The organism is Salmonella sp. SAL04162, assembly GCF_046551535.1.
In the GTDB taxonomy this organism is placed as follows: domain Bacteria; phylum Pseudomonadota; class Gammaproteobacteria; order Enterobacterales; family Enterobacteriaceae; genus Salmonella; species Salmonella enterica.
The window spans coordinates 100,329-124,889 of record NZ_JBGDVX010000001.1 but is presented as its reverse complement, the minus strand read 5'-3'; the positions used below and the strand labels follow the sequence as shown (position 1 = coordinate 124,889).

General features: G+C 55.2%; 16 protein-coding genes. 12 read left to right on the top strand and 4 right to left on the bottom strand.

Features of this window, described 5'->3' with window-relative positions; all coding sequences use genetic code 11:
* Positions 1–9: 9 nt before the first annotated feature.
* The gene (gene dcd / locus ACLJRH_RS00570; protein WP_001234783.1) at positions 10–591 is read right to left on the bottom strand and encodes a dCTP deaminase; all 582 of its coding nucleotides are present in this window, start codon (positions 589–591) and stop codon (positions 10–12) included.
* Between the two features lie 90 nt (positions 592–681).
* A complete protein-coding gene (gene udk, locus ACLJRH_RS00565) occupies positions 682–1,323 on the bottom strand; it encodes a uridine kinase (RefSeq protein WP_000132082.1) in 642 nt (213 codons plus the stop codon).
* A 330-nt stretch (positions 1,324–1,653) separates the two neighbouring features.
* Between udk and ACLJRH_RS00560 the strand changes: the two genes are divergently transcribed.
* Positions 1,654–4,644, top strand: coding sequence for an MASE1 domain-containing protein (locus tag ACLJRH_RS00560; RefSeq protein ID WP_023223158.1), 2,991 nt, complete (start codon positions 1,654–1,656; stop codon positions 4,642–4,644).
* Here ACLJRH_RS00560 and alkA read toward each other — a convergent pair.
* Positions 4,612–5,481, bottom strand: coding sequence for a DNA-3-methyladenine glycosylase 2 (alkA, locus tag ACLJRH_RS00555; RefSeq protein WP_023137014.1), 870 nt, complete (start codon positions 5,479–5,481; stop codon positions 4,612–4,614). The two genes, ACLJRH_RS00560 and alkA, sit on opposite strands and share 33 nt — an antisense overlap.
* Positions 5,482–5,614: 133 nt before the next feature.
* Between alkA and yegD the strand changes: the two genes are divergently transcribed.
* Positions 5,615–6,967 (top strand): molecular chaperone, encoded by a 1,353-nt coding sequence (gene yegD / locus ACLJRH_RS00550; RefSeq protein ID WP_000469623.1) that lies wholly within the window; start codon positions 5,615–5,617, stop codon positions 6,965–6,967.
* Between the two features lie 98 nt (positions 6,968–7,065).
* Here yegD and ACLJRH_RS00545 read toward each other — a convergent pair whose 3' ends face one another.
* Positions 7,066–7,125: a type I toxin-antitoxin system Ibs family toxin gene (locus tag ACLJRH_RS00545; protein ID WP_105887528.1), complete on the bottom strand. Its 60-nt coding sequence runs from the start codon at positions 7,123–7,125 to the stop codon at positions 7,066–7,068.
* Positions 7,126–7,407: 282 nt separating this feature from the next.
* Between ACLJRH_RS00545 and mdtA the strand changes: the two genes are divergently transcribed.
* The 10 genes from mdtA (at position 7,408) to yegQ (ending at position 24,169) form a co-directional block, all read left to right on the top strand.
* The gene (gene mdtA, locus ACLJRH_RS00540) at positions 7,408–8,649 is read left to right on the top strand and encodes a multidrug efflux RND transporter subunit MdtA (RefSeq protein ID WP_023137013.1); all 1,242 of its coding nucleotides are present in this window, start codon (positions 7,408–7,410) and stop codon (positions 8,647–8,649) included.
* Entirely contained in the window at positions 8,649–11,771 is a 3,123-nt protein-coding gene (mdtB, locus tag ACLJRH_RS00535) for a multidrug efflux RND transporter permease subunit MdtB (protein WP_023137012.1), read from the top strand. The genes mdtA and mdtB overlap by 1 nt, the downstream gene beginning before the upstream one ends.
* Positions 11,772–14,852, top strand: coding sequence for a multidrug efflux RND transporter permease subunit MdtC (gene mdtC, locus ACLJRH_RS00530; RefSeq protein WP_023137011.1), 3,081 nt, complete (start codon positions 11,772–11,774; stop codon positions 14,850–14,852).
* Positions 14,849–16,261: an MFS transporter gene (locus ACLJRH_RS00525; protein ID WP_000137818.1), complete on the top strand. Its 1,413-nt coding sequence runs from the start codon at positions 14,849–14,851 to the stop codon at positions 16,259–16,261. The genes mdtC and ACLJRH_RS00525 overlap by 4 nt, the downstream gene beginning before the upstream one ends.
* Positions 16,261–17,664 carry a two-component system sensor histidine kinase BaeS gene (gene baeS / locus ACLJRH_RS00520; protein WP_023137010.1) on the top strand — a complete coding sequence of 468 codons (1,404 nt, stop codon included), beginning with the start codon at positions 16,261–16,263 and terminating at the stop codon, positions 17,662–17,664. The genes ACLJRH_RS00525 and baeS overlap by 1 nt, the downstream gene beginning before the upstream one ends.
* Positions 17,661–18,383: a two-component system response regulator BaeR gene (baeR, locus tag ACLJRH_RS00515; protein WP_000137854.1), complete on the top strand. Its 723-nt coding sequence runs from the start codon at positions 17,661–17,663 to the stop codon at positions 18,381–18,383. The genes baeS and baeR overlap by 4 nt, the downstream gene beginning before the upstream one ends.
* A gap of 268 nt (positions 18,384–18,651) precedes the next feature.
* Positions 18,652–19,854, top strand: a complete 1,203-nt coding sequence (locus ACLJRH_RS00510) for a hypothetical protein (RefSeq protein WP_023223160.1) — start codon at positions 18,652–18,654, stop codon at positions 19,852–19,854.
* Positions 19,854–20,570, top strand: coding sequence for a DUF1266 domain-containing protein (locus tag ACLJRH_RS00505; protein ID WP_000498594.1), 717 nt, complete (start codon positions 19,854–19,856; stop codon positions 20,568–20,570). Before ACLJRH_RS00510 ends, ACLJRH_RS00505 begins: the two co-directional genes overlap by 1 nt.
* A gap of 10 nt (positions 20,571–20,580) precedes the next feature.
* The gene (locus ACLJRH_RS00500; RefSeq protein WP_023223161.1) at positions 20,581–22,692 is read left to right on the top strand and encodes a DUF4034 domain-containing protein; all 2,112 of its coding nucleotides are present in this window, start codon (positions 20,581–20,583) and stop codon (positions 22,690–22,692) included.
* A gap of 115 nt (positions 22,693–22,807) precedes the next feature.
* On the top strand, positions 22,808–24,169 hold the full coding sequence (yegQ, locus tag ACLJRH_RS00495; RefSeq protein WP_001517981.1) for a tRNA 5-hydroxyuridine modification protein YegQ: 1,362 nt from the start codon (positions 22,808–22,810) through the stop codon (positions 24,167–24,169).
* Positions 24,170–24,561 lie beyond the last annotated feature (392 nt).

Sequence of the window (24,561 nt, the reverse complement as noted above, 5' to 3'; positions counted from 1 at the left end):
CCGAATGGCTCAGTCTTTATCAATCCGGCTGGCAACAGCGCCCTGCTGATCGCGATATTTGGCATCCTGACGGCGGTTATAAGGCCGCGCCGCCGGGCCGGACAGCGGCTCAAAGCTCAGCGCGCCGATGAGCATACCCGGACGCAACGCCAGCGGCAGCTTCCCGGAGTTGTAAAACTCAAGCACAATGCAGCCCGACCAGCCGGGATCGATACGGTGCGCCGTCACATGCACCATCAGTCCCAGACGCGCCAGCGAGGAACGGCCATCCAGCCAGCCCACTAAATCCGGCGGCAGGGTAACGGATTCAAAGGTGACGGCCAGCGCCAACTCGCCCGGGTGCAGATAAAATGCCTCGCCGTCCGGCAAAACGATTTCATCGCTCATCACGCGATCCAGCGCCGCGCTGACCTCATCTTTCGGCCCGCTCAGGTCGATAAACGCCGCCGTATGGCCACGGAAGGTTCGAAATTTATTGCCAAGACGTACATCGACCGTCGCGCCGTTAATGCGCTCTACGGGAGGTCGCGGGGTGATAGACAAACGGCCTTCATCCAGCCAGGCTTCAATATCTCGGTCGCATAAACGCATGGCACTTTCTCCTTTCGCGCATCAAGCCCTTAAATCAAGCACATCAAGGGCTAACCAGGTTATCACTGAACGGTACACAATTCGCCAGATTTATTCAAAGAACTGGCTGATTTTCGCTTTCAGAATATCAATAGCGATGCGGTTTTTACCGCCGCGCGGCACGATAATATCCGCATATTGTTTGGAAGGCTCAATAAATTGCAGGAACATCGGACGCACCGTTTTCTGATATTGCGCCATCACCGAATCCATTGAGCGACCACGCTCGTTCACATCGCGTTTGATACGGCGCATCAAACAGATATCCAGCGGCGTATCGACAAAAATAGAGAAGTTCATCTCTTCACGCAAACGCGCGTCGGTCAGTAACAGAATACCTTCAAGAATAATCACTTTCTTCGGTTCTACGCGAACCGTTTCCTGCATACGGGTATGCTCAACATAACTGTATACCGGTAATTCAATCGCCGAACCGCGCTTGAGCGCCTGAAGATGCTGAAATAGCAGGCTGTGATCCATCGCATTCGGATGGTCATAGTTGGTTTTTACGCGTTCTTCCATCGACAGATGGCTTTGATCTTTGTAATAACTGTCTTCGGGAATAACGCCAATATGTTCGTCACCCACTTGTTCACGCAATTCGCGGTAAAGGGTACTGGCAATAAGACTCTTGCCGGAAGCCGATGCGCCAGCGATACCGATAATGACGCACTGATGAGACTGATCAGTCATAAATTTAGCGACCTGATTAACCTGGATGTAAGGAAGGGGGGCGCCGAAACGCCAAACGCGGCAATTATAGGGATTTCAGCAGCGCGATACCAGTCCGGCGCTATGCCACGGTGAATTTGTTGGCGGCGCATTCGACGTCGCGACGTAAAAGCGTTCAGTTTTAACGCGGACAGCGGATTTATCGACCCGTCTGGAGGAGGAATACGCCGGGAGCCACAATTTATATTCAGCCAGCGTATAAATCATTACGCGTTTATACTAGCATAATCACAGAGTAAACTGACGCGTCCGGTATTCCGCGACGTTACCGGCGATTCGGATAGAGTGGTAATGAGTAAACCATCCCAACATGTTTTCGTTACCGTCCCCCACCCGCTATTGCGTCTGGTCAGTTTAGGCCTGGTCGCGTTTGTCTTTACGCTCTTTTCGCTCGTATTATCGCGTGTCGGCACCCAACTCGCGCCGCTGTGGTTCCCCACCTCCATTATGATGGTCGCGTTTTACCGCCATGCGGGCCGTCTGTGGCCAGGGATCGCGGTCGCCTGCTCGCTCGGCAGCATCGGCGCCTCACTGACTTTATTTCCTGCCGCCTCGCTTAACTTTAGCTGGACGGCAATAAATATTATCGAGGCGGCCACTGGCGCGATACTGCTGCGAAAACTGCTCCCCAGCTACAACCCCTTACAAAATTTGAATGACTGGTTTCGTCTGGCTATCGGCAGCGCCGTGATTCCGCCGCTACTCGGCGGCCTGTTATTTTGGCTGATAGCGCCGGAAGCGGTCGCCTCGAAAGCGTTTCTGATTTGGGTATTATCGGAAGCCATCGGCGCGCTGACGCTGGTGCCGTTAGGTTTACTGTTTAAACCACACTATCTGTTGCGTCATCGCGACCCGCATCTGTTGCTGGAAACGCTATTGACGCTGGTCATTACGCTGGCGCTAAGCTGGCTCGCTATGCGCTATATTCCGTGGCCGTTTACGTGCGTTATCGTCCTGTTGATGTGGAGTGCGGTGCGCCTGCCGCGAATGGAGGCGTTTTTAATTTTTTTAGCTACCGTTATCGTGGTCTCGCTCATGCTGGCCAATGACCCCACGCTGCTCGCCACGCCGAAAACCGACGTGATGGTCAATATGCCGTGGCTGCCTTTTTTAATGATCCTGCTGCCTGCCAATATGATGACGATGGTGATGTACGCGTTTCGCACGGAACGCAAACATATCACCGAGAGCGAATCCCGCTTTCGCAACGCGATGGAGTATTCAGCCATTGGTATGGCGCTGGTCGGTACGGAGGGTCAGTGGCTACAGGTCAATAAATCTCTGAGCCATTTTCTTGGCTATAGCCAGGATGAATTACGCACGATGACATTTCAGCAATTGACCTGGCCGGAAGACCTGAATAACGACCTTGAACAGCTAAACATGCTGGTGCGCGGCGACATCAATAGCTATTCCATGGAAAAACGCTACTACACCCGCAACGGCGATGTCGTCTGGGCGCTACTGGCCGTCTCGCTGGTTCGTCATAAAGACAATAAACCTCTCTATTTTATTGCTCAGATTGAAGATATTAACGATCTCAAGCAAAGCGAGCAGGAAAACCAGCGGTTGATGGAACGTATTACACAAGCGAACGACGCGCTGTTTCAGGAAAAAGAACGGTTGCACATCACGCTTGACTCTATCGGAGAAGCGGTGGTGTGTATTGATGTCGCGATGAATATCACCTTTATGAACCCGATCGCCGAGAAGATGAGCGGCTGGCGGCAAGAGGATGCTTTAGGCGCGCCATTATTAACGGTTCTGCGCATTACGTCAGGTGATAAGGGGCCGCTGCTGGAGGATATTTATCGCGCCGACAGGTCGCGATCGGACATGGAACAGGAGATAGTGCTCCATTGTCATAACGGCGGTAGCTACGATATTCATTACAGTATCACGCCGCTCAGTACGCTTGACGGCGATAAGATTGGTTCGGTTCTGGTTATCCAGGACGTTACCGAATCACGAAAAATGTTACGCCAGCTCAGCTACAGCGCAACGCATGACGCCCTCACCCATCTTGCCAACCGCGCCAGTTTTGAAAAACAGCTTCAACAGCGCCTGCAAACAATACAGGAATCACCTCAACATCATGCGCTGGTGTTTATCGATCTGGACCGTTTTAAAGCGGTTAACGACAGCGCGGGACATGCCGCCGGCGATGCCTTATTGCGCGAACTCGCGTCACTGATGCTCAGTATGCTTCGCTCCGGCGATCTCCTGGCCCGTCTGGGTGGCGATGAGTTTGGCCTGTTGCTGCCGGATTGTAATAGTGACAGCGCGCGCTTTATCGTGACGCGGCTTATCAACGCCGTTAATGAATATCACTTTATGTGGGAAGGACGCCTGCATCGGATCGGCGCCAGCGCCGGGATCACAATGATAAATGAACATAACTGCCAGCTCACAGAGGTCGTGTCTCAGGCCGATATAGCCTGCTACGCCGCGAAAAATAGCGGTCGCGGCCGTCTGACCGTGTACGAACCGCAGCACGCATTAACCTCCTCAAAGGGAATGATGCCGCTGGAAGAACAGTGGCATATGATTAAAAATAACCACCTGCTAATGCTTGCCAGAAACGTCGCGCCGCCGCGTACGCCGGAGGCCACCAGCTTTTGGCTGGTCTCACTCAGGCTGTGGACCAGCGAAGGGGAAGTGATGGAAGAGCGCGCGTTCCGGGCAGGATTAGCCGACTCCGCGCTGCATCACGCGCTTGACCGACGGGTATTCCATGAGTTTTTCCACCATGCGGCGACCGCCGTCGCCAGCAAGGGATTAAGCGTTGCGCTGCCGCTGTCCGCCGCAGGATTATACAGCGCGACCCTCATTGATGAGCTGCTGGAACAACTGGAGCATAGCCCACTGCCGCCACGGTTATTACACCTGATTATCCCGGCTGACGTTATCGTTAAGCAGGCGCAGACCGCCGCTGCGACTCTGCGAAAACTGCGGCAACGCGGCTGCCAGGTGATTCTCAGCCATGTCGGGCGCGATTTACAGCTGTTTAATTTACTGACCCCGCATATCGCTGATTATTTACTGCTGGATAGCGACCTTATCGCCAACGTTCATGAGAGTTTAATGGATGAAATGCTGACCTCGATCATCCAGGGACACGCCCAGCATCTGGACATCAAAACGCTCGCCGGGCCGGTACAAAACCCACAGGTGCTGGATACGCTCTCCCGTATTGGCGTGGATCTGATTTATGGCGACACTATCGCCGAAGCGCAACCGTTGGATTTGTTACTGAATACCAGCTATTTCGCTATCCATTGACGGTTGCCAGCCGTGGGTATACCAGATATGCAGTAGCGCGTAGGAACGCCACGGTTTCCAGCGCTCCGCGTAGCGACGGATCTGCGCGGCCGTCATCCCGGCGAAGCGCTGCTTAATTAAGTAATCATCGGGTAAAAAGATATCTTTTGCCTGCCAACCGCGCAGGGCGAAATAGTTCGCCGTCCAGCGGCCAATTCCCGGAAACGTTTGTAAATTTTTAACGCTCTGCTCAATATCCGGCGGCGCGGCGAGCGCCAGTTTTCCCGCCAGCGTCGCCTGCGCCAGATGAATCAGCGCTTCGGCGCGCCGCAGCGGCATCCCCAGAGCTTTAAGCGCCAGCGGATCGGCCACCGCCAGCGTTTCCGGACCGGGAAAACAGACATAATCGGGGGCATCCGGCAACGCCTCGCCATAGCGGCGCGCCACTTTCGCCGTCAACCTTGCCGCCATCGCGACACTCACCAGTTGCCCCAGTATCGCCCGTACGCCTTGTTCAAACATATCAACCGATCCCGGTAAACGCAGCCCCGGTCTGTCCTCACCCAGTGGCCCCAGCACGGCGGCAACCTGCGCGGGCTGGCAGTCAAGATCAAACAGACGCGAAACCTTCGCCAGACACGCCGGCGCGACGGGAAGTAATCCGGCGCTTACGCTCACCTGCACAGTGTGGGTGGGCAGATTGGGCCTCACGCTGACCAGTCCGCGATGCTCGCCCACCACCAGGCTGCGCGCATAAAAGCCCTCGCCTACTGTTTCCACGCCGTCCACCGCACGCGCGGCAAGAAAGCCCAACATCCACGACCAGTCGTAAGGCGGCTGCCAGCTCAGGGTAAACATACTTTTCTCCTTTATTTGACCTTTCAGCATAAACGCTAATCGCACGTAACGCCTTGCTTTCATATTCCAGTTGTCGCCGCGACGACATTTCGCTAAAGTCACGCCCCTTCTTCACTGGCATGGGGATTTTAAGGTGTTTATAGGATTTGATTACGGTACGGCAAACTGCTCGGTCGCCATTATGCGCGACGGGCATCCACAGTTGCTGACAATGGAGAATAACAGCGCATTACTGCCGTCTATGCTGTGCGCGCCGACGCGCGAGGCGGTGAGCGAGTGGCTGTATCGCCATCATGATGTGCCGGCAACGGATGAAGAAACCCAGGCGCTGCTGCGCCGCGCGATACGGTACAACCGCGAGGAAGATATTGAGGTTGGCGCGCAAAGCGTACAGTTTGGTCTGGCGTCGCTGGCGCACTATATTGACGATCCCCAGGAGGTCTGGTTTGTCAAATCGCCGAAATCCTTTTTAGGCGCCAGCGGCCTGAAACCGCAGCAGGTCGCGCTGTTTGAAGATTTGGTCTGCGCCATGATGGTACATATTCGTCATACGGCGCACAGCCAATTGCCGGAGGCCATTACCCAGGCGGTAATCGGTCGCCCGATCAACTTTCAGGGACTCGGCGGCGATGACGCGAACCGCCAGGCGCAGGGTATTCTGGAGCGGGCGGCAAAACGCGCCGGTTTTCAGGAGGTGGTATTCCAGTATGAACCGGTTGCGGCGGGCCTGGACTACGAAGCTACGCTGCGGGAAGAGAAGCGTGTGCTGGTCGTGGATATTGGCGGCGGCACCACCGACTGCTCCATGCTGCTGATGGGGCCGCAGTGGCGTCAGCGCGCCGATCGTGAAAACAGCCTGTTGGGGCACAGCGGTTGCCGCGTGGGCGGAAACGATCTGGATATCGCGCTGGCCTTTAAAAATCTGATGCCTTTGCTGGGCATGGGCGGCGAAACCGAAAAAGGCATCGCCCTGCCGGTGCTGCCGTGGTGGAACGCCGTGGCGATTAACGACGTCCCGGCGCAAAGCGATTTTTACAGTAGCGCGAATGGTCGTCTGTTGAACGATTTGGTTCGCAACGCGCGTGAAGCAGACAAGGTCGCGTTGCTGCTCAAGGTCTGGCGCCAGCGGCTTAGTTACCGCCTGGTACGCTGCGCGGAAGAGAGCAAAATCGCCCTTTCCGGCCAGGCGGATATTACGGCGAGGCTGCCATTTATCAGCGACGACCTGGCGGTCGCTATCAGCCAGCAAGGACTGGAAGCGGCGCTGGATCAACCGCTGGCGCGTATTCTGGAACAGGTGCAACTAGCGCTGGACAGCGCGCAGGAAAAACCGGATGTCATCTATCTGACCGGCGGCAGCGCCCGTTCGCCATTGATTAAAAAAGCGCTTTCCGAACAGCTACCGGGCATACCCGTCGCTGGCGGCGATGATTTCGGCTCCGTCACCGCAGGACTGGCGCGCTGGGCGGAGGTTGTTTTCCGCTAAGCGCCTCGCAAGCTCAGTGCTGATGGATTGACATTATTCTTGATGTGGCTTAACGTCAGGAGTGAGGGTAAGGGAGGATTCCTCCTCCCCCTGGTGTCTTAGTAAGCTGGTAGGCTAATCACTAAGAGTATCACCAGTATGATGACTACCTTCATCATAACCCTTTCCTTATTTTGGCCCCTTCCTCGGGAGGGGCTTTTCCGTTTCAGCGTCCTGCTGAAATCGGTGGCTTACCTTCATTGCCGTGCCGCCACTTTACCGCACTCCGGCACGCTAACGATTTTCACCGATGAGAGTTGCGTAGCGCCTCGCAAAGCGGGCCGCCATTCAGAATAATCCCGACCGTGTTCCATAATTCCTCCATTTTTCTCCCTTCCCTGCTGACTACAATAGAGGGAGCAACATTCCGCAAAACGTTTCAGGATGAGAAACTTATACCGATGAAAGGCAGTAATACTTTCCGCTGGGCAATAGCGATTGGGGTTGTAGTAGCCGCCGCCGCATTCTGGTTCTGGCATAGCCGTAGCGAAAGCCCGACCGCCGCGCCGGGCGTCGCCGCGCAAGCGCCGCATACCGCCGCCGCAGGTCGCCGCGGTATGCGCGACGGCCCTCTGGTGCCGGTACAGGCCGCGACCGCGACCACGCAAGCCGTACCGCGCTATCTGAGCGGGCTGGGTACCGTGACCGCAGCGAATACCGTTACGGTGCGTAGCCGCGTGGATGGTCAACTCATCGCCCTGCACTTTCAGGAAGGTCAGCAGGTCAACGCAGGCGATCTGCTGGCGCAAGTCGATCCCAGCCAGTTTAAGGTCGCCCTGGCGCAGGCTCAGGGACAGTTGGCGAAAGATAACGCTACGCTGGCGAATGCGCGTCGTGATCTGGCGCGCTATCAGCAACTGGCAAAAACCAATCTGGTTTCCCGTCAGGAACTGGATGCGCAACAGGCGCTGGTCAACGAAACCCAGGGAACCATTAAAGCGGATGAAGCCAATGTCGCCAGCGCGCAGTTACAGCTCGACTGGAGTCGTATCACGGCCCCGGTCTCGGGACGCGTGGGTCTGAAACAGGTGGATGTCGGCAACCAGATTTCCAGCAGCGATACCGCCGGTATTGTCGTCATTACGCAAACGCACCCGATTGATCTCATTTTTACTCTGCCGGAAAGCGATATCGCGACCGTAGTTCAGGCACAGAAAGCGGGGAAAGCGCTGGTCGTAGAAGCCTGGGATCGGACTAACTCGCACAAACTGAGCGAAGGTGTGTTGCTCAGTCTGGACAACCAGATTGATCCCACGACGGGAACGATCAAAATTAAAGCGCGCTTTACCAATCAGGACGATACGCTGTTCCCCAATCAATTTGTGAACGCCCGGATGCTGGTCGATACCGAACAAAATGCCGTTGTGGTGCCTGCCGCGGCGGTGCAAATGGGCAATGAGGGCCACTTTGTGTGGGTGCTGAACGACGAAAATAACGTCAGCAAGAAGCGGGTAAAAATCGGTATTCAGGATAACCAAAACGTGGTGATCAGCGCAGGCTTGTCGGCAGGCGATCGCGTCGTTACCGATGGTATTGATCGGCTGACGGAAGGCGCAAAAGTCGAGGTCGTTGAGCCGCAAACCACCGTGGCGGATGAAAAATCCCCTTCCCGCCATGAAGGTCAAAAAGGAGCGCGCGCCTGATGCAGGTATTACCTCCGGGCAGCACGGGCGGCCCTTCGCGTCTGTTTATTCTGCGCCCCGTGGCCACCACTCTGCTGATGGCGGCGATTTTACTCGCCGGGATTATCGGCTATCGCTTCCTGCCCGTCGCCGCTTTGCCGGAGGTCGACTACCCCACTATTCAGGTTGTTACGCTCTACCCTGGCGCCAGCCCGGATGTCATGACCTCCGCCGTCACCGCGCCGCTTGAGCGCCAGTTCGGCCAGATGTCGGGACTTAAGCAGATGTCGTCGCAAAGCTCCGGCGGCGCATCGGTGGTAACGCTACAGTTTCAATTGACGCTGCCGCTGGACGTTGCCGAGCAGGAAGTACAGGCGGCGATTAACGCAGCCACCAATTTATTGCCTTCCGACCTGCCGAATCCGCCGATTTATAGCAAAGTCAACCCGGCGGACCCGCCGATTATGACGCTTGCCGTCACCTCAAACGCGATGCCGATGACCCAGGTAGAGGACATGGTAGAAACCCGCGTGGCGCAGAAGATCTCGCAGGTCTCCGGCGTCGGGCTGGTGACGCTTGCCGGCGGGCAGCGCCCTGCGGTACGCGTAAAACTGAATGCTCAGGCTGTCGCCGCGCTCGGTCTGACCAGCGAAACGGTCCGTACCGCAATTACCGGCGCCAACGTCAACTCGGCGAAAGGCAGTCTGGATGGCCCCGAACGGGCGGTGACACTTTCTGCTAACGATCAGATGCAGTCTGCCGACGAATACCGCAGGCTTATCATCGCGTATCAAAACGGCGCGCCGGTACGGTTGGGCGATGTCGCCACCGTCGAACAGGGGGCGGAAAATAGCTGGCTCGGTGCATGGGCGAATCAAGCGCCGGCTATCGTGATGAACGTTCAACGCCAGCCTGGCGCCAATATCATTGCGACAGCGGACAGCATTCGCCAGATGCTGCCCCAACTTACCGAAAGCCTGCCGAAATCGGTGAAGGTCACGGTCCTGTCCGATCGCACCACCAATATTCGCGCTTCCGTGCGCGATACCCAGTTTGAACTGATGCTGGCGATCGCGCTGGTCGTCATGATTATCTATCTGTTTTTACGTAACATTCCCGCCACAATTATTCCCGGCGTCGCCGTACCGCTGTCGCTTATCGGCACCTTTGCGGTGATGGTATTTTTGGATTTTTCCATTAATAACCTGACGCTGATGGCGCTCACTATCGCCACGGGTTTCGTGGTCGACGATGCGATTGTGGTGATCGAGAACATCTCGCGCTACATCGAAAAAGGAGAAAAACCGCTGGCGGCGGCGCTCAAAGGTGCGGGCGAAATCGGCTTTACCATTATTTCCCTCACCTTTTCACTGATTGCGGTGCTGATCCCGTTGCTCTTTATGGGCGATATTGTTGGTCGACTGTTCCGCGAATTTGCGGTGACGTTGGCGGTAGCGATTTTAATCTCCGCCGTCGTCTCTTTGACGCTCACGCCCATGATGTGCGCGCGTATGCTCAGCCAGCAATCTCTGCGTAAACAAAACCGCTTTTCCCGCGCCTGCGAGCGGATGTTTGACCGCGTGATCGCCAGCTACGGACGCGGATTAGCGAAAGTGCTCAACCATCCGTGGCTTACATTGAGCGTGGCATTCGCCACGCTCCTGCTCAGCGTTATGCTGTGGATAGTCATCCCGAAAGGGTTCTTTCCGGTACAGGATAACGGCATTATCCAGGGGACGCTGCAGGCGCCGCAATCGTCATCGTATGCCAGTATGGCGCAACGTCAGCGCCAGGTGGCGGAGCGGATATTACAGGACCCGGCGGTGCAAAGTCTGACGACTTTTGTTGGCGTAGACGGCGCTAACCCCACGCTGAATAGCGCGCGCCTGCAAATTAACCTCAAGCCGCTGGATGCGCGTGATGACCGCGTGCAGCAGGTGATCTCCCGGCTGCAAACCGCCGTGGCGACGATTCCCGGCGTGGCGCTGTATCTCCAGCCGACGCAGGATTTAACCATCGACACGCAGGTCAGCCGCACGCAGTATCAGTTTACCCTGCAGGCCACGACGCTCGATGCGCTCAGCCACTGGGTGCCAAAACTGCAGAACGCGCTACAGTCGTTACCACAGCTCTCTGAGGTAAGCAGCGACTGGCAAGATCGGGGATTAGCGGCCTGGGTGAATGTCGACCGCGACAGCGCCAGCCGTCTGGGTATCAGCATGGCGGATGTGGATAACGCGCTCTACAACGCGTTCGGACAACGCCTGATTTCAACGATTTATACCCAGGCGAACCAGTACCGCGTCGTGCTGGAACATAATACCGCCAGCACGCCGGGCCTGGCGGCGCTGCAGACGATTCGCCTGACGAGCCGCGACGGCGGCACCGTACCGCTCAGCGCGATTGCCCGCATTGAGCAGCGCTTCGCCCCGCTCTCCATCAATCATTTAGATCAGTTCCCGGTCACGACATTTTCGTTTAACGTGCCGGAGGGCTATTCGCTCGGCGATGCGGTGCAGGCGATTCTCGGTACGGAAAAAACGCTCGCCCTGCCAGCGGATATTACAACGCAGTTTCAGGGCAGTACGCTCGCCTTCCAGGCGGCGCTGGGCAGCACCGTCTGGCTTATTGTCGCCGCCGTGGTAGCGATGTATATCGTGCTCGGCGTGCTGTATGAGAGTTTTATCCATCCGATCACGATTCTCTCAACGCTGCCTACGGCGGGCGTCGGCGCGCTGCTGGCGCTGATCATCGCCGGTAGCGAGCTCGATATTATCGCCATTATCGGCATTATTTTGCTGATCGGCATCGTGAAGAAAAACGCCATCATGATGATTGACTTCGCCCTCGCCGCCGAACGCGAACAGGGGATGAGTCCGCGCGACGCTATCTTCCAGGCCTGTCTGCTGCGTTTTCGACCGATTCTGATGACCACGCTGGCGGCGTTGCTCGGGGCATTGCCATTAATGTTGAGTACCGGCGTTGGCGCGGAATTACGTCGCCCGTTGGGGATCGCGATGGTGGGCGGCCTACTGGTCAGCCAGGTATTAACTCTGTTTACCACACCGGTGATTTATCTCCTGTTTGACCGCCTGTCGCTGTACGTGAAAAGTCGCTTTCCGCGCCATAAAGAGGAGGCGTAGATGCGCTTTTTCGCCCTTTTCATCTACCGCCCGGTCGCCACCATTTTGATTGCCGCCGCCATTACGCTGTGCGGCATTCTGGGCTTTCGTCTGTTGCCGGTCGCCCCGCTGCCGCAGGTCGATTTCCCGGTGATTATGGTTAGCGCCTCGCTGCCGGGCGCCTCGCCGGAAACCATGGCTTCGTCGGTGGCGACGCCGTTGGAACGCTCTTTGGGACGCATTGCAGGCGTCAATGAAATGACTTCCAGCAGCTCGCTCGGCAGTACGCGCATTATTCTCGAATTTAATTTCGATCGTGATATTAACGGCGCGGCGCGCGACGTGCAGGCCGCCATCAACGCCGCGCAAAGCTTGTTGCCAGGCGGAATGCCCAGCCGCCCGACTTATCGCAAGGCCAACCCATCCGACGCGCCGATTATGATTTTAACGCTCACCTCGGAGAGCTGGTCACAGGGCAAACTGTATGATTTCGCCTCTACCCAACTGGCGCAAACCATCGCGCAAATTGACGGCGTCGGCGACGTTGACGTCGGCGGCAGCTCCCTGCCCGCAGTACGTGTAGGCTTAAACCCGCAGGCGCTCTTTAACCAGGGCGTCTCGCTGGATGAGGTCCGTGAAGCGATCGACAGCGCCAACGTACGCCGACCGCAAGGCGCAATTGAAGATAGCGTCCACCGCTGGCAAATCCAGACCAACGACGAACTGAAAACCGCCGCCGAATATCAGCCGCTGATTATTCACTATAACAACGGCGCGGCGGTACGCCTGGGCGACGTCGCCAGCGTCACCGACTCGGTGCAGGATGTCCGTAACGCCGGGATGACGAACGCTAACCCCGCTATTTTGTTGATGATCCGCAAGCTGCCGGAGGCCAATATTATTCAGACGGTCGACGGCATCCGGGCAAAACTGCCGGAACTGCGGGCAATGATCCCCGCCGCTATCGATTTACAAATCGCCCAGGATCGTTCGCCGACGATTCGCGCATCGCTGCAAGAGGTAGAAGAGACGCTGGCTATCTCTGTCGCGCTGGTGATCCTGGTGGTGTTTTTATTCCTGCGTTCCGGGCGCGCCACGCTAATCCCCGCCGTCGCCGTTCCCGTTTCGCTCATCGGCACCTTCGCCGCCATGTATCTGTGCGGCTTCAGCCTCAACAATCTGTCGCTGATGGCGCTGACTATCGCGACCGGATTTGTCGTTGATGATGCCATTGTGGTGCTGGAAAATATCGCCCGCCATCTGGAGGCGGGAATGAAACCTTTGCAGGCGGCATTACAGGGTACGCGGGAAGTCGGGTTTACGGTCATCTCCATGAGTCTGTCGCTGGTGGCGGTATTTCTGCCGCTGCTGTTAATGGGCGGCCTGCCAGGACGCTTATTACGGGAATTCGCCGTTACCCTCTCGGTGGCGATTGGCATATCGCTGGTGGTCTCGCTCACGCTGACGCCGATGATGTGCGGCTGGATGCTTAAATCAAGCAAACCGCGCACCCAACCGCGTAAACGGGGCGTTGGCCGTTTGCTGGTCGCCTTGCAACAGGGTTACGGCACGTCATTAAAATGGGTGCTTAACCATACGCGTCTTGTCGGTGTGGTTTTTCTTGGCACCGTTGCGCTGAACATCTGGCTTTATATCGCCATCCCTAAAACATTCTTTCCGGAGCAGGATACCGGCGTGTTGATGGGCGGTATTCAGGCTGACCAGAGCATCTCTTTCCAGGCCATGCGCGGCAAGCTGCAGGATTTTATGAAAATTATTCGCGACGATCCGGCGGTGAATAATGTCACTGGTTTTACCGGCGGCTCGCGGGTGAATAGCGGCATGATGTTTATTACGCTGAAGCCGCGCGGCGAACGCAAAGAGACGGCGCAGCAAATCATTGATCGACTGCGGGTCAAACTGGCAAAAGAACCCGGCGCCAGGCTGTTTCTGATGGCGGTACAGGATATTCGCGTCGGCGGGCGGCAGGCTAACGCCAGTTACCAATATACGTTGCTGTCTGACTCTCTGGCGGCGCTGCGCGAGTGGGAGCCGAAAATACGCAAAGCGCTCTCGGCCCTGCCGCAACTGGCGGACGTAAACTCCGACCAGCAGGATAACGGCGCGGAGATGAACCTTATCTACGACCGCGACACCATGTCACGACTGGGCATTGATGTTCAGGCCGCAAACAGTCTGTTAAATAATGCTTTCGGCCAGCGGCAAATTTCCACCATTTATCAGCCGATGAACCAGTATAAAGTGGTGATGGAAGTCGATCCGCGCTATAGCCAGGATATCAGCGCGCTGGAGAAAATGTTTGTTATCAACCGCGACGGAAAAGCGATCCCCCTCTCTTATTTCGCCCAATGGCGGCCCGCCAATGCGCCGCTGTCGGTGAACCATCAGGGACTTTCCGCGGCGTCCACGATTGCCTTTAACCTGCCGACCGGCACATCGTTATCGCAGGCGACGGAGGCCATTAATCGCACCATAACGCAGCTTGGCGTCCCCCCGACGGTACGCGGCAGTTTTTCCGGAACGGCGCAAGTCTTCCAGCAGACCATGAATTCGCAGCTTATTTTGATAGTGGCGGCGATCGCTACCGTCTACATTGTGCTGGGGATACTGTACGAAAGTTACGTCCATCCGCTGACCATTCTCTCTACTCTGCCATCGGCAGGCGTTGGGGCGCTTCTGGCGCTGGAGCTCTTCAATGCCCCTTTCAGCCTAATCGCCCTGATAGGGATCATGCTATTAATTGGCATTGTGAAGAAAAACGCCATTATGATGGTCGATTTTGCGCTTGAAGCGCAACGAAGCGGCGGCCTGACGCCGGAACAAGCCATTTTCCAGGCCTGCTTGTTACGCTTCCGTCCAATAATGATGACCACGCTGGCGGCGCTGTTCGGCGCACTGCCATTGGTGTTATCTGGCGGAGACGGTTCGGAATTACGGCAGCCGTTGGGGATAACCATTGTCGGCGGTTTGGTCATGAGCCAGCTCCTGACTCTCTATACCACGCCGGTGGTGTACCTCTTTTTCGACCGTCTGCGGCTGCGTTTTTCGCGTAAAAATAGCAAACCGGTAGTAGAGATATGACAGAACTTCCTGACAACACCCGCTGGCAACTCTGGATTGTGGCATTCGGCTTTTTTATGCAGTCGCTGGATACCACCATCGTCAACACTGCGCTGCCCTCCATGGCGAAAAGCCTGGGGGAAAGCCCGCTGCATATGCACATGGTAGTGGTGTCATATGTTCTTACCGTCGCCGTGATGCTCCCCGCCAGCGGCTGGCTGGCAGACAAAATCGGCGTGCGTAATATTTTCTTTGCCGCCATCGTGCTGTTCACGCTGGGTTCGCTGTTTTGCGCCCTCTCCGGCACGCTTAATCAACTGGTATTAGCGCGGGTTTTACAAGGCGTAGGCGGCGCGATGATGGTGCCGGTCGGACGCCTGACGGTCATGAAAATCGTGCCGCGCGCGCAATATATGGCGGCGATGACCTTCGTCACCCTGCCGGGTCAGATCGGGCCGTTACTCGGCCCCGCGCTGGGCGGGGTGCTGGTGGAATATGCTTCATGGCACTGGATCTTTCTGATCAATATCCCGGTGGGAATTGTCGGCGCTATGGCAACCTTTATGCTGATGCCAAACTACACCATAGAGACCCGGCGCTTTGATCTGCCGGGGTTCCTGCTGTTAGCTATCGGCATGGCGGTACTCACGCTGGCGCTGGACGGTAGTAAAAGCATGGGGATCTCGCCCTGGACATTAGCCGGACTTGCTGCGGGCGGCGCGGCAGCCATTCTGCTCTATCTCTTCCATGCCAAAAAAAACTCAGGCGCGTTATTCAGCCTGCGATTGTTCCGCACGCCCACGTTTTCACTGGGGTTGCTGGGCAGTTTTGCCGGGCGTATCGGCAGCGGTATGCTGCCGTTTATGACGCCGGTCTTTTTGCAAATTGGTCTTGGTTTTTCACCGTTTCATGCCGGTTTGATGATGATCCCCATGGTGCTGGGCAGCATGGGAATGAAGCGGATTGTGGTGCAGATAGTTAACCGTTTTGGCTATCGTCGGGTTCTGGTAGCGACCACGCTCGGACTGGCATTGGTTAGCCTGTTGTTTATGTCGGTCGCGCTGCTCGGCTGGTATTATCTCTTGCCGCTGGTACTGCTTTTGCAGGGAATGGTGAACTCGGCGCGCTTTTCTTCCATGAACACCTTAACGCTAAAAGACCTTCCCGATACGCTGGCCAGCAGCGGCAATAGCTTATTATCGATGATTATGCAGCTCTCGATGAGTATCGGCGTCACTATTGCCGGAATGCTGCTGGGTATGTTTGGCCAACAGCATATCGGGATAGACAGTAGCGCCACACATCACGTCTTTATGTACACCTGGTTATGTATGGCGGTTATTATCGCGCTACCGGCGATAATTTTTGCCCGCGTGCCGAACGATACACAGCAAAACATGGTCATTTCACGGCGTAAAAGGAGCCTGTAATGAAAGTCTGGCGGCCCGGAATCACCGGCAAGCTGTTTCTGGCGATTTTCGCCACCTGCATCGTGCTGCTGATCAGTATGCATTGGGCCGTGCGCGTCAGTTTTGAACGCGGATTTATTGACTATATCAAACACGGCAACGAGCAGCGGCTACAAATGCTGGGCGATGCGCTGGGCGACCAGTACCAGCAACACGGCAACTGGCGTTTTTTACGCAACAACGATCGCTTCGTTTTCCAGATTCTGCGTTCATTTGAGCATGACAACGACCGGGATAAACCCGGCCCCGGTATGCCGCCGCACGGTTGGCGCACCCAGTTCTGGGTCGTCGATCAAAATGGCCAGGTGCTGGTCGGCCCACGCGGTCCGGTGCCGCATGACGGTACTCGCCGCCCCATTCTGGTCAATGGCGTCGAAGTCGGCGCGATTATCGCCTCGCCTGTCGAGCGGCTGACGCGCAATACGGATATTAATTTTGATATGCAGCAGCGGCGCGCCAGTTGGATGATCGTGGCGTTATCAACGTTGCTGGCCGCGCTGGCGACGTTTTTGCTGGCGCGTGGCCTGCTCGCCCCGGTCAAACGGTTGGTCGAGGGTACGCACAGACTGGCGGCGGGGGATTTTACCACGCGCGTGACCCCAACCAGCGCTGATGAACTGGGAAAACTGGCGCAGGACTTTAACCAGCTTGCCAGCACGCTGGAAAGAAACCAGCAGATGCGCCGCGACTTTATGGCGGATATTTCCCACGAACTGCGCACGCCGCTGGCGGTATTGCGCGGCGAACTGGAAGCCATTCAGGATGGAGTTCGCCAGTTCACGCCAGAATCGGTTACCTCCCTACAGGCGGAAGTCGGTACGCTTACCAAACTGGTTGACGACCTGCATCAGCTTTCGTTGTCTGACGAGGGCGCGCTGGCTTACCAAAAAACGACCGTCGATCTTGTTCCCCTGTTGGAAGTCGCTGGCGGCGCGTTCAGAGAACGCTTTACCAGCCGGGGGCTAACGCTACATTACGCGTTGCCGGATAGCATGACCGTCTTCGGCGACCCGGATCGCCTGATGCAACTGTTTAATAATCTGCTGGAAAACAGTCTGCGCTACACCGACAGCGGCGGCGGCCTGCATATTTCCGCCGAACAACGCGATAAATCATTATTCCTGACCTTTGCCGATTCTGCACCGGGCGTCAGCGATGAACAGTTACAAAAGCTTTTTGACCGTTTTTACCGCACGGAAGTGTCCCGTAACCGCGCCAGCGGCGGTTCTGGACTGGGGCTGGCGATATGCGTCAATATTGTACACGCGCATAACGGTCATCTTCACGCCGCTCATTCGCCTTTTGGCGGGGTTAGCATTACAGTAGAGTTACCGCTGGATCGCGATTTACAGAGAGAAGTATGACTGAATTACCCATTGATGAAAACACGCCGCGCATTTTGATTGTTGAAGATGAACCCAAGCTGGGACAGCTGCTTATTGACTACTTACGCGCGGCGAGTTACGCCCCCACGCTCATCAATCATGGCGACAAGGTACTGCCGTATGTGCGTCAAACGCCGCCGGATCTGATCCTGCTGGATCTGATGCTGCCGGGTACCGATGGTCTGACGCTATGCCGGGAAATTCGCCGTTTTTCCGACATCCCCATTGTGATGGTCACGGCCAAAATCGAAGAGATCGATCGGCTGCTTGGGCTGGAAATCGGCGCCGATGATTATATCTGTAAGCCTTACAGCCCGCGCGAAGTCGTGGCCCGCGTGAAAACCATTTTGCGCCGCTGTAAACCGCAGCGCGAACTCCAGCAGCAGGATGCCGAAAGCCCGTTAATGATTGATGAAAGCCGCTTTCAGGCCTCCTGGTGTGGTAAAGCGCTGGATTTAACCCCCGCTGAATTCCGCCTGCTAAAAACCTTATCGCTTGAACCGGGTAAAGTTTTTTCCCGCGAGCAGTTGTTAAACCACCTCTACGACGACTACCGTGTGGTGACCGATCGTACTATCGACAGCCACATTAAAAACCTGCGCCGTAAACTGGAATCGCTGGATGCCGAACAGTCATTTATACGCGCAGTCTACGGGGTGGGATATCGCTGGGAAGCGGATGCGTGTCGCCTGGTATAATGATTATTGGCATAACAATAACAAGGTCGTAAGACGATATTTTCCGCCAACGCTATTCTGGCGGAATTAACACACTGCCCTCTTTCCTTTGGCCGAGCGGTATCCCGAAAACCACAACGAACGCGATCGGAGACAATAAATTATTTGGCCGCTCTTTTTAGTTTACCGATATACTGTGAGTAGTTTTTTAAACTTATTGCGCATTAATTCATTAAGTGAATCTAAAAATACATAAACATAATACCAGCTTAATTATACATGGATTTTTATGACAGAAACGTCATCTCACCGCTATAAACCACGCAATATAATAAATGCGCCAAATGTAAAATCATCTATTTTTTCCCGGAGCCAACAACGCGGCGACAGCGAAAATATCCAGCGCTGGTTAAGCAACCATTTTTATCGTTGGATCATCGGTGACTTTCCTCATGTTTATCCTGTGCGCTCCGTCGCCGATTATGCCGTTTATTTTAGCGCTGATGCAGAAATCCCCGCCTGGCTGGCGCCAAAGCTGGGTGGCGATGAGCACTTTTACTACCTTAACGTTCAGCACCCGCAACTCGTGGCAATGGAAAGAGATTTAGTGGAATTTCTTTCGCGGCAGGAAGGAACGCGGCTGGAAACTAAACTACAGCGCATCAACTGCTTTACCGTGCTGGTAATGCGCGAAGCGGAGCATCAAAAAATGCAGCGCCTGCGTGAACAAGGTTGGTATCCCTCCAACAGCGAGGCGCTAAAACCGGTGATGGCGGTGAATAACGGTGTGCTGGTTGAGTTTGATGCAACAAACCCCGGCCTGCGCAGTGAGATGGCGTATGAATCCTGGCATATGCAACACTGCGTCGGAGATTTTGAAAATAAAGGCGCGCTTTCCGGCGGCTACGGTGATTACTACGCCCGACAAATTGAACAACAAAAACTTCGCCTGTTCAGCCTGCGCGACGGCAATAATATTCCCCACGTCACAATAAGCCTGGTGGTTGGTAATAACGGCCTGAGCATTGATCAGATTAAAGGTAAGCAAAATCGCCATCCTATTAAGAAATATGCTAACGATGTTTTATCTCTGTTACGCCATCTGCAACCACTTCCTGAGCGCCACGCCGATTGCGAAGAGATGGGAATAGTTTATGAAGCAACGCCGGAATATTCAGGTTGGAAATTTATTACTCATATTCATGACCTCAATTTTCTGCTCAATGTGCTGCATGACAATTTTCATTTAATGGAGCACTTCCCTACGCCTCCGGTAGCTTTACAGTGGCTGCTGCTACACAGCGCTCCGGAGGCGCTGCGCTACCTTCAGGTTGTTGATCCTAACGTGGCGACGGCTGCGGAAATGCTGTTTCCGCAGCATGAATGGCATCCTACGCTTGCCGGGAAAAACACCAGTAGCGAACCTTTCGAAATTGAAAGCCTGACGCTACAAACCACGCGTTACCTACCTGTCATCAAGGAGGTGCAATAATGTTCTGGATTGTTCTTATTATTGCCGCCCTATTTTTTAGCTGGCGCAACTACAAAAAAAACAAACCGCTGATTGCGTCCCGTATCGCCGAGGAGAAAGAAAAAGATCGCCTGAAGGATCTGCGTCGCGATACCCGGCGGCGTCAATGGGCGCTGGCGCTGGCTGATATCCTTGCCCGGCGCAACGGGCTACCGACCAAAGGCGTTGAGCTGGTCTTCAAACTTGACGATGACAAACGCCGCTATCTGGCGCAGCAGGTAAAAAAAGAGCTGGGCTTGAGCGAAAACCTCGACGGCGCGGCGTTACGCCACAAGGTTGAGGATATCTTACGCCGCTGGCCTGCGGGCATCGGCAGCTCGCCGCGCACGTTTTATCATCATCTGGCGGCCCAGGGCCAGGTCCGCGACGCGCTGGCCTTCGACTGTATGCGCACCGCCTTTCTGACCCGCTGTATCGCCGGGCTCGGCTGGTGCGACGTACATCAGGCCTGGCTGGTGTTATTACTTAACGCCCAGCGCGCTCAGGACTGTTTTGATTCCTGGGAGGATTACGCCACCGCCTACGTTCGCGCCCGCCGGGTATGGCTCACGCTACGTGACACGCCAACAGCGCTTGCCGGACGGGATTTACAGGAAGCCACCCATTATCTGCAAGACCCTGTCAGCCGCTGGCGACAACTGCCGTGGAATGAATTCAAAATTTTCGAGCCGATTTAAAGGACGCTTTATGGAACAGGATGATCGTCTGCTCAACGCTATGTTTGAGATGTGCAACCACAAAAATCCCCTCAATGACGGGCAACGCGAGTGGCATATCGCCGATATTCCCGGCCTGCTGCGCGAAGAACGCTATGACGAACTGGACGAACTCTACAACCAGGCGCTGACGGAGAGCTTTACCAGCCGCGAAGCGGAAAAGCGCTATTTCTTCGCCTGGAATCAAATGGACAACCCTTTTTACGATATGGACACGCTGGTTGAGGCTGGGCCGCAAGGATTAGCGCTGATCAAAAACTGGCAGCGCGCTCGTCCCCGCTCCACTCACGCCTGGCTTGCCGAGGCGCAATACTGGAATCACCGTGCGTGGCTTTACCGCAGCTATGGCTGGGCGAGAGAAACCACCCGAGCGATGTGGATCTGCGCCGCCGCCTGCAACGAACGGATGGTCATCGCCGCGCTCAATGCTATCGACTGTGAACCGCGCCAGTGGATGGCGGCGGCCCTGACCAGCACCAACTCAAAAGTCTTCGGCCAGCCCGACTGGCTGGTTGAGTTCCTCGTGGGCGCGGATGTTGCCGGGCAGCCATTAATGGAAGATCTGGCTGAATATCATCGCCATTCACCGCAGGAGGTGGACGCGCTGATGGCCCATTCCGGGCTGTCGTTTGCCGACGCGGTTTGCCCAAATCTGCCACGCCCGTCCGTGCTGCCGGAGTGCAATGACGATGCCGGGCAAAAATACTGGCTCGCCGTCTGCCTGGCTATTTTCCCGACGGCATTTTACGTGCTGGATGAATATATCCCGTTTCGTATGCCACGCTGGAGAGGGTCTCACGAGGAAATCCGCGAATTTCTGGAATCAAGCGTATGCGATCACCTTTCTGTCGCAGAACGTGAACATCTGGAGCTATTAATCTGGTGGGACGATCACCGCGATCTGCGCATCAAAGAGGTTGACTCCCCGGCAGAACAGGAACGTATTATCGCCAAAGCCGAAGAGATTAGCCTGCGAGCGCATATTCAGGAATCTCGCCACAACGCGCTGGAGTGGCTTCGGGTCTGCTATAGCGATCTGGACGATAATGACGCGCTCTGGCGAACCCTTCAGCGTTCGATCGTAGAAAAAGTTAAGCTCAACAATTATTTCTCTGATGACACGATAAAGTTCGCCCTGCGCGATTTTCCTGACACCTGGTGGATGTATAATTTTCTCTGTCAGAATGCGCAGCAAACGGAATCCGCAGTGCCGAAAATCCGTCGTGGCTACGTTCAGTACGCCGGGCTATTGGGTTTCGAAAAGGATGAGGCGCAAGGCCTCGCCTGGCTCGATAGCGTCGCCGACATTAAATATAACCATCACTGGCGGGCGGCGATTAAAAATTTCAACTGGTTCGGGCTCCCGGAACATTTCGTGTCGCTGGCAGAGCTGGGCGCGCAAAGAAATATCCCCGCCGCGCTAAACCTGCTGGGCCTTGAACACAATAATAAAGAGAACAACGGCCTACTACCTTACGATCCTGCCATCGCGTTAGGGTATTTTCAGCGCGCGGCGGAGATTTTGCACCGGCAGTTAGCGCTGCGCGAGAGCACCCCGTACAAATTAATAGATAACGGAGGCTATACCGATTATGAAAATGACCTGCAAAATATTCATTTCAGCATCGGCATCTGCAACCAGCGTCTGAGTAAACAAGAATTTGATACCGAAAAACGTTCCGCTTATGAAAAAGAACTACTCGATAATCTCTGGCTGGCGCATCAGTTCGGACATAAAGAGGCCTGGGGCTTGTTCCTGCTGAATATTTTTGAAGTGAAGGATATTACGCTGGCGCATAAGCATCTGGAACTGGTGCAACAAGAGGCCAACAAAGGCACGCTACACGCTATGGTGACCCTATCGCGCCTGCACGGTAATAAACACGATCGAACGCTGTTTAATATGAAGCTAAGCGCACGCTGGGCGCATTTTGCCTTCACGCTTTATCCGGATAATGAAATCGTTATGGACTGCCTGGACCACCTGCATTTCGATTCTTTCTGGAAACGCTTTCGTTTCGCCTGGTATACCGTCCGCATCCCGAATTCAGAGCTGCCGGGACAGGTCAACTCAATGGTGTAAGGTGGTTTACTCCCCTCTCCCACGGCGCTACAATGCCCGCCCTTAAAGTGAGGACTCTCCTCCAGCCGCCTCATCAGGTGAGGCGGATCTGACCTGTCATCAGAACGAGAAAATGATGTTTAAACCAGAACTCCTTTCGCCGGCGGGAACGCTGAAAAATATGCGTTACGCTTTCGCTTACGGTGCCGATGCCGTCTATGCGGGCCAACCGCGCTACTCTTTACGCGTGCGTAATAACGAATTCAATCACGAAAATTTGCAGCTTGGCATCAACGAAGCCCACGCGCTCGGAAAAAAATTCTACGTGGTGGTGAACATCGCCCCGCATAACGCCAAGCTCAAAACCTTTATCCGTGACCTGAAACCCGTCGTCGAGATGGGCCCGGATGCGCTGATCATGTCCGATCCAGGGTTGATTATGCTGGTACGCGAGCACTTCCCGGCAATGCCGATTCACCTGTCGGTACAGGCTAATGCCGTAAACTGGGCGACGGTAAAATTCTGGCAGCAGATGGGGCTGACCCGTGTGATTCTCTCCCGCGAGCTGTCGCTGGAAGAGATTGAGGAAATTCGCCAGCAGGTGCCGGATATGGAAATAGAAATTTTCGTCCACGGCGCGCTATGCATGGCCTATTCCGGCCGCTGCCTGCTTTCCGGCTACATCAATAAACGCGATCCGAACCAGGGCACCTGCACCAATGCCTGCCGTTGGGAATATAACGTGCAGGAAGGAAAAGAAGACGTTGTCGGCAACATCGTGCATAAGCACGAACCGATTCCGGTACAGAACGTTGAGCCGACGCTCGGTATCGGTGCGCCGACGGATAAAGTGTTTATGATAGAAGAGGCCCAAAGACCGGGCGAATACATGACCGCGTTCGAAGACGAGCATGGCACCTATATCATGAACTCAAAAGATTTGCGCGCTATCGCCCACGTGGAGCGCCTGACGAAAATGGGCGTCCACTCGCTGAAAATCGAAGGCCGCACCAAATCCTTTTATTACTGCGCCCGTACCGCGCAGGTCTACCGTAAGGCCATCGACGACGCCGCCGCGGGTAAACCCTTCGACCCTACGCTGCTGGAAACGCTGGAAGGTCTGGCTCATCGCGGCTATACCGAAGGTTTCCTGCGTCGCCATACGCACGACGATTACCAGAATTACGAGTACGGTTACTCCGTTTCCGAACGCCAGCAATTTGTCGGCGAGTTCACCGGCGAGCGTAAAGGCCAACTGGCGGCCGTGGCGGTGAAGAATAAATTCTCCGTTGGCGATAGTCTGGAGCTGATGACACCGCAGGGAAATATCAATTTCACCCTGGAACAGATGGAGAACGCCAAAGGAGACGCTATGCCGGTGGCACCTGGCGATGGCTATACCGTCTGGATGCCCGTCCCGCAGGACGTTACGCTGGATTACGCACTATTGATGCGTAATTTCTCAGGCGAATCAACGCGTAACCCCCATGCTAAGTAGTTAATTGCGGTTATTTTTTCATGGCGGGAAGATTCTTAGAAATTGATCACATACCGCTTCGCTCAATGCGGGTATTATTCAACGCGCTGAAAAACATAACCCATAAATGCTAGCTGTACCAGGAACCACCTCCTTGGCCTGCGTAATCTCCCTTACGCAGGCTTATTTTTTGCATATAATCAATAAAAAAGTGGTACTTCCCGCCATATCCAAAAATTGACCACACTAACCAAAGCGCAAATGGGCGCTTTGGTTTAGAGACCTCCCCTATCCATTGCCAGCCAGCAAGTCACAATCCTCCCGCATCCGGTCAGACTCAGGACTTAGCATTCTGACATTTACGTTTAAAATCAGTGAATTAAATCAAGAACTGCTTTGTGAGAACTTACACA